The organism is Roseobacter sp. FCG-D35, from assembly GCF_033436665.1.
Classification (GTDB): Bacteria; Pseudomonadota; Alphaproteobacteria; order Rhodobacterales; family Rhodobacteraceae; genus JAWQFO01.
Map to the genome: position 1 here is coordinate 296,604 of NZ_JAWQFO010000002.1, position 14,544 is coordinate 311,147.

Sequence of the window (14,544 nt, forward strand, 5' to 3'; positions counted from 1 at the left end):
CATGGCTGAAAAGCCCCGTCCTGACGCATCCTCGCCGCATGTTCCCGTTCTGCTTCCCGCGATCCTCCGCGCTGTGGCGCCGGTCCAGGGCACCTGGCTTGACGGGACCTTTGGTGCCGGCGGCTATACCCGCGGCTTTCTCGAGGCCGGCGCCGCGCGGGTCATCGCCGTCGACCGCGACCCGCTGGCCTTCGACATGGCCCGGGACTGGGCCGGAGCTTACGGGGAGCGGCTGGTGATGCAGCGCGGCGTCTTCTCGGAGCTCGACAACTACGCGACGGACCTCGATGGCGTGGTGCTCGACCTTGGCGTCTCGTCGATGCAGCTCGACCAGGCCGAGCGCGGCTTTTCCTTCATGCGCGACGGCCCGCTTGACATGCGGATGAGCCAGGAGGGTCCATCGGCCGCCGACATCGTCAACGAGGCCCCCGAAGAACGGATCGCCGACATCCTCTACCAGTACGGCGAGGAACGCGCGAGCCGGCGCATCGCCAAGGCGATCGTCAGGGCGCGGGCCGAGGCGCCGATCACGACCACGCTGCGCCTTGCCGAGATCGTCGAAAGCTGCCTGCCGCGCCAGAAACCGGGCCAGTCGCACCCTGCGACGCGCAGCTTCCAGGCGCTTCGGATCGCCGTCAACGACGAGTATGGTGAGCTTTTCCGCGGCCTGATGGCGGCCGAGCGGGCGCTAAAACCTGGCGGCAAGCTGGCCGTCGTCACCTTCCATTCGGTCGAGGACCGGATGGTGAAGCGATTTCTCGCCGCGCGCGCCGACACCGGCGGGCAATCCAACCGGTATGCCCCGGAAGTCACCGAGCGGCAGGCGCAATTCCGGCTGCTGTTGCGCAAGGCGATCGCCGCCGACGCCGACGAGGTCGCGCAGAACCCGCGTGCCCGGTCCGCCAAGCTGCGCGTGGCTCAGCGCACCGACGCGCCGGCGGGAGAGGTCGATGCAAAGTCCATCGGAATGCCGGTGGTGAAGGAGTCTTCGTGATGCGTACCGTGCTCTACATCCTGACCGTTCTCGGCGTGGTCGGCCTCGCCTTCTGGGCCTACCGCGAGAATTACGCCACCCAGGCGGCGCTGTCGCATGCCGCGGACTTGCGCCAGAACATCCGCGAGCGGCACGAGCGCCTCGCGGTTCTGCGCGCCGAATGGGCCTATCTCAACCGTCCTGACCGGCTGCGCGATCTGGCCGAGCTCAACTTCGACCGGCTGGGCCTCCTGCCGTTGATGCCCGATCAGTTCGGCCGGGTTGACGAGGTGAGCTATCCCAAGCCGCCGGAAGTCGAGATCCTGAACGCCATCGAGGTGTCGCACGTGCCGGGTGACGTGGAGGAGGCGCAATGATCCGCACCCCGCTCCGCCCGCTCGCCCGCATCCTCGAGGCCCGTGCCCGGGGCGAGAACCCGGCCGCCATCGAGCGTGAGAACATCCGTATCCGCCACGAGCAGATGCGCGACCAGGCGCGCCAGCGCGCCGAAGGCCGGCTCCTGGTGCTGGGCCTCTTCTTCGTTGCGGCCTTCCTCGTGGTCGGCGCGCGCATGGGATTGCTGGCGACTTCGGTTCCGACCGAGCCGCGCGCGGCGATCCCCGGCAGCCATTTCAGCGCCAGTCGCGCCGATATCGTTGACCGGCACGGCCGCCTTCTCGCCACCAACTTCGAGACCCACGCGCTCTATGCCCAGCCGCCGCACATGATCGACCCGGTCCATGCCGCGCGCGAACTGGTCAAGGTGTTTCCCGATCTCAAGGAAGAGCGTCTGCTCAAGGACTTCACCGGCAAGCGCAAGTTCCTGTGGATCAAGAAAAAGATCAGTCCGGAACAGATGCAGGCGGTGCACGAGATCGGCGATCCGGGCCTCCTCTTCGGGCCGCGCGACATGCGGCTTTATCCCAACGGCACGCTGGCCGCGCATGTTCTGGGCGGGGCGAGTTTCGGCAAGGAAGGCGTCAGCAAGGCCGAGGTCATCGGTGTCGCGGGCGTCGAAAAGCAGTTCGATGACTACCTGCGCGACCCGGCCAACGGCAACAAGCCGCTGGAGCTGTCGCTTGATCTTACGGTGCAGGCCGCGGCCGAGCGCGTGCTTTACGGCGGCATGAAGCTGATGAATGCCAAGGGCGCGACCTCGATCCTGATGGATGTGAAGACCGGCGAGGTGATCTCGGTCGTCTCGCTGCCGAACTTCGATCCCAACGACCGGCCGCGTGCGGCGGTGCAGGGCGATCCTTCGGACAGCCCGCTTTTCAACCGCTCGGTACAGGGCGTCTACGAGCTCGGCTCGACCTTCAAGATCTTTGCCGCCGCGCAGGCGATGGAACTTGGTTTGGTCAACCCCCAGACAGTCATCGACATCCGCGGGCCCCTGCGCTGGGGGCGCTTCCGGATCCGGGATTTCCATAACTACGGCAAGGAGTTGACGGTCGACAAGATCATCGTCAAGTCCTCCAACATCGGGACCGCACGTCTGGCGATGCAGATCGGCGCCGAGCGCCAGCGCGAGTTTCTCGACAAGCTCGGCTTTCTCGAGACCACCGGATTCGAGATCGTCGAGGCAGCGACGGGCAAGCCGCTTCTGCCGAAGAAATGGTCCGAGCTCAGCGCGATGACGATCTCATACGGACACGGGCTCTCGGCCTCGCCGATGCACCTTGCGGCGGCCTATGCCGCCATCGCCAACGGCGGATTCAAGGTTAGCCCCACGATCATCCGGCAGGCCGCGCCGGTGCAGGGCGAAAGGGTCATGTCGGATCGGGCCGCGCGCGAGGCGCGCGCCATGCTGCGCCGGGTGGTCACAGAAGGCACGGCAAGCTTCGGCGAGGTCAAAGGCTATGCCGTCGGTGGCAAGACCGGAACTGCGGACAAGCCGAAACCGCGCGGCGGATACTATGACGACAAGGTCATCGCCACCTTCGCGTCGATGTTCCCGGCGGACGATCCGAAATACGTTCTTGTCGTCACCCTCGACGAGCCGGTCGAGACCTCCGGGTCCGAGCCACGCCGCACCGCCGGCTGGACGGCGGTGCCGGTCGCGGCCGAGATGATCCGGCGCATCGCGCCGCTGCTCGGGCTCAGACCGACCGTTGAACCGGCAGAGAGTGAGGTTATAACGCTCACGAGCAATTAAGCCGGAAAGACAGGGCGGGATGGGCGAACAGGCAAAGACACTGGCCTCGCTGGGGCTGACGGCCCGGGGCGGGCGCAACCCCGAGATCACTGGGCTGGCGGTCGACAGCCGGGCGGTCCGAGACGGCTTTCTCTTTGCGGCCATGCCGGGCTCGCGCATGCACGGGGGCGAGTTCATCACTTATGCGCTGCGCATGGGGGCTGGCGCGGTGCTGACCGATGCCGCCGGGGCCGCCATCGCCGCAGAGGATCTCGAAAAGTCGGACGCCGCGCTGATCGTCACCGACGCCCCGCGCGAGGCGCTGTCGCGCACCGCGGCGCTTTGGTTCGGCGCGCAGCCGAAGACCATGGTCGCGGTCACCGGGACCAACGGCAAGACCTCGGTCAGCACCTTCGTGCGCCAGATCTGGATGGAACTTGGCCTGCCGGCGATCAACCTCGGCACCACCGGGGTCGAGGGCGGTTGGTCCGCGCCGCTGGCGCATACCACGCCCGAGCCGATCACCCTGCATCGGGTGCTTGCCGAGGCCGTTGCGCAAGGCATCACCCATGCCTCGATGGAAGCGTCGAGCCACGGGCTCGACCAGCGCCGGCTTGATGGGGTGACGCTGATGGCGGCGGGGTTCACCAACTTCACGCAGGATCATCTCGACTATCACGAAAGCTTCGAGGCCTATTTCGACGCAAAGGCCGGCCTTTTCTCGCGCGTTCTGCCCGAGGACGGCACGGCGGTGGTCAACACCGACGATCCGCGCGGGGTCGACATGGCGGCCATCGCCAAGGCGCGCGGCTGCGAGGTGATCACCGTGGGCCGCGACGGCGGTGACCTGCACCTCTCGGGGCAGCGCATGGACGCCACCGGGCAGGACGTGCTTTTCGATTTCCACGGCAAGCGCTACCAGACCCGGCTCAACCTGATCGGCGGATTCCAGGCCGATAACGTGATGCTGGCCGCCGGGCTGGTGATCGCCTGCGGCGCGGAACCCGGCCGCGTCTTCGAGACGCTGGCGTATCTGACCACGGTGCGCGGGCGCATGCAGTTGGCCGCCACGCGCCAGAACGGGGCCACGGTCTTTGTCGACTACGCCCACACCCCCGGCGCCATCGCCACAGCGCTCGAGGCGATGCGCCCGCATGTCATGGGTCGCCTTGTCGCCATTATCGGTGCCGGCGGCGATCGCGATCGCACCAAGCGCCCCTTGATGGGGCAGGCGGCGGCGGCCCATGCCGACGTGGTCTTCGTCACCGACGACAACCCGCGCTCGGAAGACCCGGCGGCGATCCGCCAGAACGTCATGCTGGGCGCGCCCGAGGCGATCGAGGTCGGCGACCGTGCCGAGGCGATTCTGCGCGGGGTCGATGCGCTTGGGCCCGGCGACGCGCTGTTGATCGCCGGCAAAGGCCACGAGACCGGCCAGACCATCGGCGACGATATTCTGCCTTTCGACGATGCCGAGCAGGCCAGCGTCGCGGTCGCCGCCCTCGACGGACGGCTGACGTGAGCCTCTGGACCAGCGTCGAGGCCGTTGCGGCGACCGGCGGAAAATCTGCGCAGGATTGGACTTGCGACGGCGTGTCCATCGACACCCGCACCCTGCAGCCCGGCGATCTCTTTGTGGCATTGAAGGATGCGCGCGACGGCCACGACTTCGTTGCGCAGGCGCTGGAAAAGGGCGCAGCGGCCGCCCTCGTCAGCCGAGTGCCGGACGGGGTTGCGGAGGATGCGCCGCTTCTCGTCGTCGATGAAGTGCAGGCGGCACTCGAGGCCCTGGGCCGGGCGGCAAGGAAGCGCAGCGAGGCGCAAGTGGTGGCGATCACCGGCAGCGTCGGCAAGACCTCGACCAAGGAGATGTTGCTGGCGATGCTCTCGGCGCAGGGGCGCACCCATGCCTCGGTGGCGAGCTACAACAACCACTGGGGCGTGCCGCTGACCCTGGCGCGGATGCCTGCCGATACCGAATACGCGATCATCGAGATCGGCATGAACCATCCCGGCGAGATCGCTCCGCTGTCGCGCCTCGCGCGTCCGCACGTCGTACTGGTGACGACCGTGGCCGCCGCGCATCTCGAGGCTTTCGAGAATATCGAAGGCATCGCCGTCGAGAAGGCGTCGATCATCGAAGGGTTGGAGCCCGGCGGCATCGCGGTGCTGAACAACGATGTCGAGACCGCCGCGATCCTCGTCGCCAAGGCGCAGGATTGCCGCGTGCGTGACGTGGGCTTCGGCGAACACGGCTTCGATTTCCGGCTGACGTCCGTCGATATCCGCGGCGACACGACGGTCGTGCAGGCGACCGCGCGCGAGGCGCCGTTGCTGTTCAAGATCGCCACGCCTGGACGGCACTACGCGATGAATGCGCTCGGCGCGCTGGCGGTGGTCGATGCGCTGGGGGCGGACCTGGCACTGGCCGTCACGGCCCTTGGTCGCTGGTCGCCCTACAAGGGCCGCGGCGTGCGCGAGACAATCCACCTCGACCCAGCCGACACCAAGATGACGCTGCAACTCATCGACGACAGCTACAACGCCAACCCGACTTCGATGGCCGCTTCGCTCGAGGTGCTGGCCGCGGCGCAGGTGACCCATGACGTCGGTCGCGTCTCGAAAGGCCGCCGCATCGCAATTCTCGGCGACATGAAAGAGCTTGGACCCGATGCCGTGGCGCTGCACGCCGGTCTCGCGCATCTCGAGGCGATGCAGCACATCGACACCGTGCACTGCGTCGGACCGCTGATGAAATCGCTCCACGACCTTCTGCCCGAAGCACGCCGCGGCGCCTGGACGGAAAGCGCGGATGAGATGTTGCAGGGTCTGGGCCGCAAGCTCGACAGCGGTGACGTCGTGGTCGTCAAGGGATCGCTCAGCATGAAACTGGGCCAGATCGTTGACGCGATCCGCAAAATGGGACATGCCCCGCTGACCCCGGACGGCCCGGAGGAAACCAAGGACACCTGATGCTCTACTGGCTGACGCTGCTGTCGGACGGCGGCGACTTCTTCAACCTCTTCCGCTATATCACCTTCCGCGCGGGCGGGGCGTTCCTGACTGCGCTGGTCTTCGGCTTTCTGTTCGGGCCGCCGCTGATCAATGTGCTGCGGCGTCGCCAGGGCAAGGGACAGCCGATCCGCGACGATGGCCCCGAGGGACATTTCGTCAAGGCCGGCACGCCGACAATGGGCGGGTTGCTGATCGTTGGTGCGCTGCTCACCTCGACGCTGCTCTGGGCGCGGCTCGACAACCCCTACATCTGGGTCGTGCTCTTCGTGACGGTCTCCTTCGCCGCGATCGGCTTTGCCGATGATTACGCGAAGGTCAAAAAGCAGTCGAGCGCGGGCGTCCCTGGAAAGGTGCGCATCCTGCTGGGGCTGCTGATCGCCGGGCTCGCGTCCTTCGTCGCCGCCCAGTACCACCCATCCGACTTGCAGTACCAGCTGGCGCTTCCGGTCTTCAAGGACACGCTTATCAACATGGGGCTGTTCTTCGTGCCGTTCTCGATCCTCGTCATCGTCGGCGCGGCCAACGCCGTGAACCTCACCGACGGGCTTGACGGTCTGGCGATCATGCCGGTGATGATCGCCGCCGGTGCGCTGGGCGTCATTGCCTATGCCGTGGGCCGGGTCGATTTTACCGAGTATCTCGACGTGCATTATGTTCCAGGAACCGGCGAAATCCTGATCTTCACCGCCGGGCTCTTCGGCGGCGGCCTCGGGTTTTTGTGGTACAACGCCCCGCCGGCGGCCGTCTTCATGGGAGACACCGGTTCATTGGCTCTGGGCGGCGCGTTGGGCGCCATCGCCGTGTCGACCAAGCACGAGATCGTGCTTGCCATCGTCGGCGGGCTTTTTGTGGTCGAGGCGCTCTCGGTCATCATCCAGGTGCTCTATTTCAAGCGCACCGGCAAGCGGGTTTTCCTGATGGCCCCGATCCATCATCACTACGAAAAGAAAGGCTGGGCCGAAAGCACCATCGTGATCCGGTTCTGGATCATCGCCCTGATCCTCGCGATGATCGGGTTGGCGACGCTCAAGGTGCGCTGAGAGGCGTCTGCGATGCGCGCCCATCGCCCCACAGGCCAGCATCCTGCCCGAGTGGTGATCGCCATGACGTCCGGAAGATGCCGGACATGAGCGGCTTCGAGGCGCTCTTGACACAATACGGCCTGCCGCTGGTCTTCGTCGGCTGTTTTCTCGAAGGCGATGCCGCCGCCGTCGTGTCCGGCGGGCTGGCCCACAGCGGCACGCTGCCGCTATGGGGCGTGCTTGGCCTTGTTTTTCTGGGTGCGTTTCTCGCCGACACGATGTGGTTCGTGCTCGGGCGCAGGCTGCCCCACTCGCCGCGGTTCGCACGCCACCTCGAAAGCCGGGTGGGGCGCAGCGCGCGCGATCTCGTCGCGCGCAACCCGGTCCTGGTGATCCTCGGGTTCCGCTTTGTCTGGGGCACGCGGATCGCCGTTCCCCTGACGCTCGGAGCCTCGATGCTGCCGGCGCGGCTGGTCCTGTCGCTCGACGCGCTGGCCTGCATGGTCTGGGCCGGAACGCTGGTGGCGGTCGGTTACGGCATCGGCGCGACGCTGCTCAACCTGCTGGACCTTGGCTTTCACGCCCATTTCGGCCTAGTTCTCGCCGGCGGCATCGCGGTTGCGCTGATCCTCGGCTGGATCGGCCGGCGCGTGTTGCGCAAGGATCGTGCCGGAAGGGGAACAGGATGATCGTCGCGCGCGGCTTCGAAGGCAGGAAGGTGGCGGTGCTGGGATTGGGCCGGTCTGGCCTCTCGGCGGCCCGGGCGCTGGCCGCGGGCGGGGCCGAACCGGTGTGCTGGGATGACAATCCGCAGGCCCGTGAGGCGGCCGAGGCCGAGGGGTTCGCCTGCACACATCTGCGCGGCGCACGCGATTTCGAGGACATCGCCTGCCTTATCGTCAGCCCCGGCATCCCGCATCTCTATCCGGCGCCGAACCCGGTGATCGCGGCGGCTCTCGAGGCTGGCGTGCCCGTGGACAACGACATCGGCGTCTTCTTCCGCTCTTTCGGGTCGCGCGACTGGGCCGAGTTCGACACACCGCCGCGGGTGATCGCGGTCACGGGTTCGAACGGCAAGTCGACCACCTCGGCGCTGATCCACCATGTTCTCGCCGAGGCCGGACGCCCGAGCCAGTTGGCGGGCAACATCGGGCGTGGCGTGCTCGACATCGACCCGCCGCGCGACGGCGAGGTCGTGGTGCTCGAGCTTTCGAGCTACCAGACCGAACTCGCGCGGGCGCTGACCCCGGACGTGGCGATTTTCACCAATCTCAGCCCGGATCACCTCGACCGCCATGGCGGCAAGGGCGGGTACTTCGCGGCCAAGCGCCGGCTTTTCTCCGAAGGCGGGCCGGACCGGGCGGTGATCGGGGTCGACGAGGAAGAGGGGCTGTTTCTCGCTGGGCAACTCGCCGAAGGCCGCGCCGACGACCGGGTGATCCGCATTTCCGTCGAGCGCAAGCTTGCCGGACCGGGCTGGCTGGTCTTCGCCCGCAAGGGATTCCTGTCGGAATACCGCAAAGGCCGGCAGGTGGGATCAATAGACCTGCGGGATGTGCCGGGCCTGCCGGGGGCACACAACCACCAGAACGCCTGCTGCGCCTATGCCGCCTGCCGCGCGCTGGGGTTGGCGCCAAGGCAGATCGAAACCGCGTTCCACAGCTTCCAGGGCCTGCCGCATCGCAGCCAGCTGGTGGGCGAGGCCGGCGGCGTGCGCTTCGTCAACGACAGCAAGGCGACCAACGTCGACGCCGCCGCCAAGGCGCTTTCGGCCTTCACGTCGATCCGTTGGGTCTGCGGCGGGCTGGAAAAGGAAGGCGGTCTGGCCGGTCTTTCGGGGGCGTTGAGCGGCGTGCGGAAAGCATATGTCATCGGGCGCGAGGCGGCGAAGTTCGCCCTGCAACTTGACGTCGAGGCCGAGGTCTGCGGCACCATGGCAGCGGCGGTGGCACGGGCGGTCGAAGAGGCCGAACCGGGCGACGTGGTGCTGCTGGCCCCGGCTGCGGCGAGTTTCGACCAGTACGACAGCTTCGAACGGCGCGGTGAGGATTTCACGGCCGAGGTCGCGAAGTACCTTTAGGCGACGGCCGATGTCTGCGGTGGGCAACTTTCCCAAAACTTATGAGTCGCCGTGTCGCGGTCGGCGCGCTGATTCCGTCACAGGGTTGGTTTCAGCGCCCGCGCGGCAGCCATGGCCGAGGACCAGGCCCACTGGAAATTGTAGCCGCCGAGCCAGCCCGTCACGTCGACCGCCTCGCCGATAAAATAAAGGCCCGGCACCGCCTTGGCCTCCATTGTCTTCGAGGACAGCGCGTCGGTGTCGACACCGCCCAGCGTGACCTCGGCCGTGCGGTATCCTTCGGTCCCCGCGGGCTTCAGCGTCCAGTCGGAAAGCTGGTCGCACAGGCCGGCGAGCGCCTTGTCCGACTGGTCCGCGAGGTTGCCCTCCAATGCCATCTCGGCGGCCAGAAGAGGAACGAGGCGAGCCGGCAGATGGGCAGAAAGCGCGTTGGTCAGCTTGCGCCCGCCTGCCGCCTGCCGCTGTGCGCGCAAGGCTTTCAACAGGCCGCCTGCCGGGTCGAGGTTGACCGAAACCGTTTCGCCCTCGCGCCAGTAGGAGGACGCCTGCAACACCGCCGGCCCGGACAGGCCGCGGTGAGTGAAGAGCAGCGCCTCGTCGAAGGACGCGCCGCCAGCGGTGACGCGTGCCGATGCGGAGACGCCGGAGATCGCGGCAAAACGGCCCTCGGGAAAGGTGAAGGGCACCAGCCCGGCGCGGGTCTCGGTGACCGCAAGCCCGAACTGCCGCGCGAGGTCGTAGGCGAACCCGGTCGCGCCCATCTTCGGGATCGACTTGCCGCCCGTCGCCACCACCAGCCGGCGCGCGGTGACCGGGGTGGTGACCCCGTCGCGTTCGAGCACGAAAGTGAATCCTTCGTTGATCTTTGCAAAGTCACGTGCGGTCGTTTGCAAATGCAGCTCGACCCCTGCCGCCTGCATCATCTTGCGCAGCATCGCGATGATGTCCTTAGCCGAGGTATCACAGAAAAGCTGCCCCAGCGTCTTCTCGTGCCAGGCGATGCCGTGACGGTCCAACAGGTCGATGAAGTCCCATTGCGTGTAGCGCGCAAGCGCCGACTTGGCGAAATGCGGGTTGGCCGACAGGAAGGCTTCGGGGGCGCAGTGCAGGTTGGTGAAGTTGCAGCGCCCGCCGCCCGAAATGCGGATCTTCTCGCCGGGAGCCTTCGCGTGGTCGACCAGCAGCACGCGCCCGCCCGCATGGGCGGCGCACATCATTCCGGCAGCGCCCGCGCCTATGATCGCCGTCTCGACCTGCATGGGGCGCAACTGGCCCGAATACCTTGCATTTGCAAGGCTTCGCAGGCGCTTCATGCTGGCGCGGTGGAGATTTTGCCGCTACACTTCGCCCCAGATCCCGCAAAGGGACGCGACGAGGCAGACAGCAAGGCAGTTTCCATGACTGAAATGGTCTATGGCACCACGCCCGTTCAGGGTGGCGAGCCGATCCTCCCGAAATGGTGGCGCACCATCGACAAGTGGGCCATGTCCTGCATCCTGATCCTGTTCGCCATCGGCGTCCTGCTCGGGCTGGCCGCCTCGCCGCCCTTGGCCGCCAAGAACGGTTTCGAGCCGTTCCATTACGTGCAGCGGCAGGCGGTGTTCGGCGGGGCCGCCCTTGTGGTGATGATGGTCACCTCTATGATGTCGCCGGTCATGGTGCGCCGGCTCGGCGTGCTCGGCTTTCTCGTCGCTTTCGTCGCAGTCGCGCTGCTGCCCTTCTTCGGAACCGATTTCGGCAAGGGCGCGGTGCGCTGGTTCTCGATGGGTTTCGGGTCGGTGCAGCCGTCCGAGTTCCTCAAGCCCGGCTTCATCGTCGTGACCGCCTGGCTGATGGCCGCCGCTGCGGAACTCAACGGTCCGCCGGGACGGACATGGTCCTTCGCGCTGTGCATCGCCATCGTGCTGATGCTGGCGATGCAGCCCGATTTCGGACAGGCCTGCCTGGTCCTGTTCGGCTGGGGCGTGATGTATTTCGTCGCTGGCGCGCCGATGCTGCTGCTCGTGTGCATGGCAGGCGCCGTGGTTGCCGGCGGCACGCTGGCCTATTCCAGCTCGGAACACTTCGCGCGCCGCATCGACGGGTTTCTCAGCCCCGATGTCGATCCGACCACGCAGCTTGGCTATGCCACCAATGCCATTCGCGAAGGCGGGCTTTTCGGTGTCGGCGTGGGCGAGGGTACGGTGAAGTGGTCGCTGCCCGACGCGCACACCGATTTCATCATCGCGGTGGCGGCGGAAGAGTACGGGCTGGTGCTGGTGCTGGTGATCATCGCGCTGTTTGCCACCGTTGTCGTCCGCTCGCTGTTGCGCCTGCTGCGCGAGCGTGACCCCTTCATCCGCCTCGCCGGCACGGGGCTTGCCTGCATGCTCGGTGTGCAGGCGATGATCAACATGGGCGTCGCTGTCCGGCTGCTGCCGGCCAAGGGCATGACGCTGCCTTTCGTCAGCTATGGGGGCTCGTCGGTCATCGCCAGCGGCATCGCCGTCGGCATGCTGCTGGCCTTCACCCGCACCCGACCGCAGGGTGAGATCAGCGACCTGCTGGCACGGGGCAGGGGGCGGTGAGCGGACAGCCTCTTCTGATGATCGCCGCGGGCGGCACCGGCGGGCACATGTTCCCGGCCCAGGCACTCGCCGAGGCGATGTTGCACCGGGGCTGGCGCGTCAAGCTGTCGACGGATGCGCGCGGCGCGCGCTACACCAAGGGCTTTCCGCATTCCACCGAGATCGAGGAGGTCAGCAGCGCGACCTTCGCGCGCGGGGGGGCTTTGGCCAAGGCCGCGGTGCCGCCGCGACTGGCCGCCGGCGTGGTCTCGGCGCTGTGGCGGATGTGGCGCGACCGTCCTGCGGTCGTCGTGGGCTTTGGCGGTTACCCGACGATCCCGGCGATGTCGGCCGCCTGGCTGATGAAGCTGCCGCGCATGATCCACGAACAGAATGGCGTGCTCGGCCGCGTCAACGAAGTCTTCGCGCCCAAGGTCGACGTGGTGGCCTGCGGCACCTGGCCGACCGCCTTGCCGGAGGGCGTCGAGGGGGTGCACACCGGCAACCCGGTGCGCGCCGCCGTGCTCGAACGCGACGGCGCGGGGTACATCCAGCCGGGCGACTACCCGATGGAGGTGCTGGTGATCGGCGGCAGCCAAGGCGCTCGGATCCTCTCGGACGTCGTGCCGCCCGCCATCGCGAGCCTGCCGCTCGGGATTCTGCGCAACGTCCGGGTCAGCCACCAGGCCCGCGACGAGGACCAGGAGCGTGTCGCGGAGTTCTACCGCGAGAATGGTGTGCAGGCCGATGTGCAGCCCTTCTTTCACGACATCCCGCGGCGGATGTCCGAGGCGCAGCTGGTGATCTCGCGCTCGGGTGCGTCGTCCGTGGCCGACATTTCGGTCATCGGACGGCCGTCGATCCTCATTCCCTTCGCGGCGGCGGCGGCCGATCACCAGACCGCCAACGCCCGCGGGCTGGTCGAGGCGGGGGCTGCGATCCTGGTGCCGGAGTCGAAGGCGACCCCCGAGGCGCTGGGCGAGCAGATCCTCACGGTGCTGGACAATCCCGACGGTGCGATGCAAATGGCCATCGCCGCGCACACGGTCGCCCGTCCGGATGCGACGGAAAATCTGGTAGAGCTGGTGCAACAGCTGGCGGACAAGGAACAGGAACAATGAGCGCAGCAACGAAACTGCCGGGCGACGTCGGACCGATCCATTTCGTCGGCATCGGCGGCATCGGAATGTCCGGCATTGCCGAGGTGCTGCTGAACCACGGCTATACCGTTCAGGGCTCAGACCTGAAAACCTCGAAAATCACCGACCGGCTGACCGAGCTTGGCGCGCAGATCTTCGAAGGCCAGTCAGCCGGCAACCTGCGCAACGCCGAGGTTGTCGTCGTTTCCTCGGCGATCAAGCCGGGCAACCCGGAACTCGACGCGGCGCGCGCGATGGGTCTGCCGGTGGTGCGCCGGGCCGAGATGCTGGCTGAGCTGATGCGGCTCAAGTCCAATGTCGCCATCGCCGGGACGCACGGGAAGACAACGACGACGACGATGGTGGCGACCCTGCTGGATGCCGGCGGTTTCGATCCGACGGTGGTCAATGGCGGCATCATTCACGCCTACGGCTCGAACGCGCGCAAGGGCGAGGGCGAATGGATGGTGGTCGAGGCCGACGAGAGCGACGGCACGTTCAACCGGCTGCCCGCGACCATCGCCATCGTCACCAATATCGACCCCGAGCACATGGAGCACTGGGGCGATTTCGACACCCTGCGGAAGGGCTTCCTCGATTTCGTGTCGAACATCCCGTTCTACGGGCTTGCGGTCTGCTGCACGGACCATCCCGAGGTGCAGGCGCTGGTCGGCCGGATCAGTGACCGGCGTGTCATGACCTACGGCTTCAACGCCCAGGCCGACGTGCGCGCGCTGAACCTGACCTACGAGAACGGCATCGCACATTTCGACGTGGCGCTGCAGGCCGAGGACATCCTGATCGAAGGCTGCAGCCTGCCGATGCCGGGCGATCACAACGTGTCGAACGCGCTGGCCGCCGTGGCCGTGGCGCGGCACCTCGGTATGAAGGGCGACGAGATCCGCACCGCACTGGCCCGCTTCGGCGGGGTCAACCGGCGTTTCACGCGTGTTGGCGAAGTGGAAGGCGTGACAGTCATCGACGACTACGGCCACCACCCGGTCGAGATTGCGGCCGTACTCAAGGCGGCGCGGCACGCGACCGCCGGACGCGTCATCGCGGTGCACCAGCCGCACCGCTACACGCGCCTGTCGAGTCTTTTCGACGACTTCTGCGCCTGTTTCAACGACGCCGACGTGGTCGGTATCGCCGATGTCTACGGTGCCGGAGAGGATCCGATCCCGGGTGCGTCGCGCGACGACCTCGTGGCCGGGCTGATCCGCCACGGGCACAGGCACGCCCGTGCGGTAACCAGCGAGGACGACCTCGAAAGATTGGTGCGCGAGCAGGCGCGGCCGGGCGACATGGTGGTCTGCCTTGGGGCGGGCACGATCAGCGGTTGGGCCAACAACCTGCCGGGCCGACTTCGGAAAGGCGCGGCATGACACCTTCGTTGATCCTCGCTGCGGTCTGGGCGCTCGCCGCGAACGTTCTGGCCATGATCCCCAGCAACGACAACCACTGGCGCCGGGCTTACGGGCTGATCGCCGCAGGCATCCCGATCGTCGGCTTCGTGACCGCCCAGCACGGGCCCTGGGTCGGCCTCGTCGTGCTGATCGGCGGCATGTCGGTGCTGCGCTGGCCGGTAATCTACCTCACGCGCTGGCTGCGCCGAATGACGCTGAGGCAGTGAAA

13 protein-coding genes are annotated in these 14,544 nt (G+C 67.1%); 12 read left to right on the forward strand and 1 reads right to left on the reverse strand.

Annotation, left to right across the window (positions count from 1 at the left end; genetic code table 11):
- Position 1 precedes the first annotated feature (1 nt).
- The 8 genes from rsmH to murD all read left to right on the forward strand — a co-directional run bounded on the left by rsmH (position 2) and on the right by murD (position 9,224).
- Positions 2 to 994 (forward strand): 16S rRNA (cytosine(1402)-N(4))-methyltransferase RsmH, encoded by a 993-nt coding sequence (rsmH, locus tag R5H30_RS05585; RefSeq protein ID WP_318327087.1) that lies wholly within the window; start codon positions 2 to 4, stop codon positions 992 to 994.
- Positions 994 to 1,350 carry a cell division protein FtsL gene (gene ftsL / locus R5H30_RS05590; protein WP_318327088.1) on the forward strand — a complete coding sequence of 119 codons (357 nt, stop codon included), beginning with the start codon at positions 994 to 996 and terminating at the stop codon, positions 1,348 to 1,350. Before rsmH ends, ftsL begins: the two co-directional genes overlap by 1 nt.
- On the forward strand, positions 1,347 to 3,128 hold the full coding sequence (locus R5H30_RS05595) for a peptidoglycan D,D-transpeptidase FtsI family protein (protein WP_318327089.1): 1,782 nt from the start codon (positions 1,347 to 1,349) through the stop codon (positions 3,126 to 3,128). Before ftsL ends, R5H30_RS05595 begins: the two co-directional genes overlap by 4 nt.
- 19 nt (positions 3,129 to 3,147) lie before the next feature.
- Positions 3,148 to 4,629 (forward strand): UDP-N-acetylmuramoyl-L-alanyl-D-glutamate--2,6-diaminopimelate ligase, encoded by a 1,482-nt coding sequence (locus R5H30_RS05600; protein WP_318327090.1) that lies wholly within the window; start codon positions 3,148 to 3,150, stop codon positions 4,627 to 4,629.
- Entirely contained in the window at positions 4,626 to 6,080 is a 1,455-nt protein-coding gene (locus R5H30_RS05605; RefSeq protein WP_318327091.1) for a UDP-N-acetylmuramoyl-tripeptide--D-alanyl-D-alanine ligase, read from the forward strand. The genes R5H30_RS05600 and R5H30_RS05605 overlap by 4 nt, the downstream gene beginning before the upstream one ends.
- Complete coding sequence (gene mraY, locus R5H30_RS05610) at positions 6,080 to 7,162, forward strand: phospho-N-acetylmuramoyl-pentapeptide-transferase (RefSeq protein WP_318327092.1); 1,083 nt, start codon at positions 6,080 to 6,082, stop codon at positions 7,160 to 7,162. Before R5H30_RS05605 ends, mraY begins: the two co-directional genes overlap by 1 nt.
- Before the next feature lie 77 nt (positions 7,163 to 7,239).
- The gene (locus R5H30_RS05615) at positions 7,240 to 7,833 is read left to right on the forward strand and encodes a DedA family protein (protein ID WP_318327093.1); all 594 of its coding nucleotides are present in this window, start codon (positions 7,240 to 7,242) and stop codon (positions 7,831 to 7,833) included.
- On the forward strand, positions 7,830 to 9,224 hold the full coding sequence (murD, locus tag R5H30_RS05620) for a UDP-N-acetylmuramoyl-L-alanine--D-glutamate ligase (protein WP_318327094.1): 1,395 nt from the start codon (positions 7,830 to 7,832) through the stop codon (positions 9,222 to 9,224). Before R5H30_RS05615 ends, murD begins: the two co-directional genes overlap by 4 nt.
- Positions 9,225 to 9,301: 77 nt before the next feature.
- Here murD and R5H30_RS05625 read toward each other — a convergent pair whose 3' ends face one another.
- Positions 9,302 to 10,483, reverse strand: a complete 1,182-nt coding sequence (locus tag R5H30_RS05625; protein WP_318327095.1) for a BaiN/RdsA family NAD(P)/FAD-dependent oxidoreductase — start codon at positions 10,481 to 10,483, stop codon at positions 9,302 to 9,304.
- Between the two features lie 138 nt (positions 10,484 to 10,621).
- On the opposite strand from R5H30_RS05625, the gene ftsW reads away from it, so the two are divergent.
- From ftsW to R5H30_RS05645, 4 genes are read left to right on the forward strand one after another with little or no spacing between them, the layout of a single operon-like run.
- Entirely contained in the window at positions 10,622 to 11,791 is a 1,170-nt protein-coding gene (ftsW, locus tag R5H30_RS05630) for a putative lipid II flippase FtsW (protein WP_318327096.1), read from the forward strand.
- 17 nt (positions 11,792 to 11,808) lie between these two features.
- On the forward strand, positions 11,809 to 12,891 hold the full coding sequence (locus tag R5H30_RS05635; protein WP_318327723.1) for a UDP-N-acetylglucosamine--N-acetylmuramyl-(pentapeptide) pyrophosphoryl-undecaprenol N-acetylglucosamine transferase: 1,083 nt from the start codon (positions 11,809 to 11,811) through the stop codon (positions 12,889 to 12,891).
- Positions 12,888 to 14,294 carry a UDP-N-acetylmuramate--L-alanine ligase gene (gene murC / locus R5H30_RS05640; protein WP_318327097.1) on the forward strand — a complete coding sequence of 469 codons (1,407 nt, stop codon included), beginning with the start codon at positions 12,888 to 12,890 and terminating at the stop codon, positions 14,292 to 14,294. Before R5H30_RS05635 ends, murC begins: the two co-directional genes overlap by 4 nt.
- Positions 14,291 to 14,542, forward strand: coding sequence for a DUF2484 family protein (locus R5H30_RS05645; RefSeq protein ID WP_318327098.1), 252 nt, complete (start codon positions 14,291 to 14,293; stop codon positions 14,540 to 14,542). The genes murC and R5H30_RS05645 overlap by 4 nt, the downstream gene beginning before the upstream one ends.
- Positions 14,543 to 14,544: the final 2 nt, after the last annotated feature.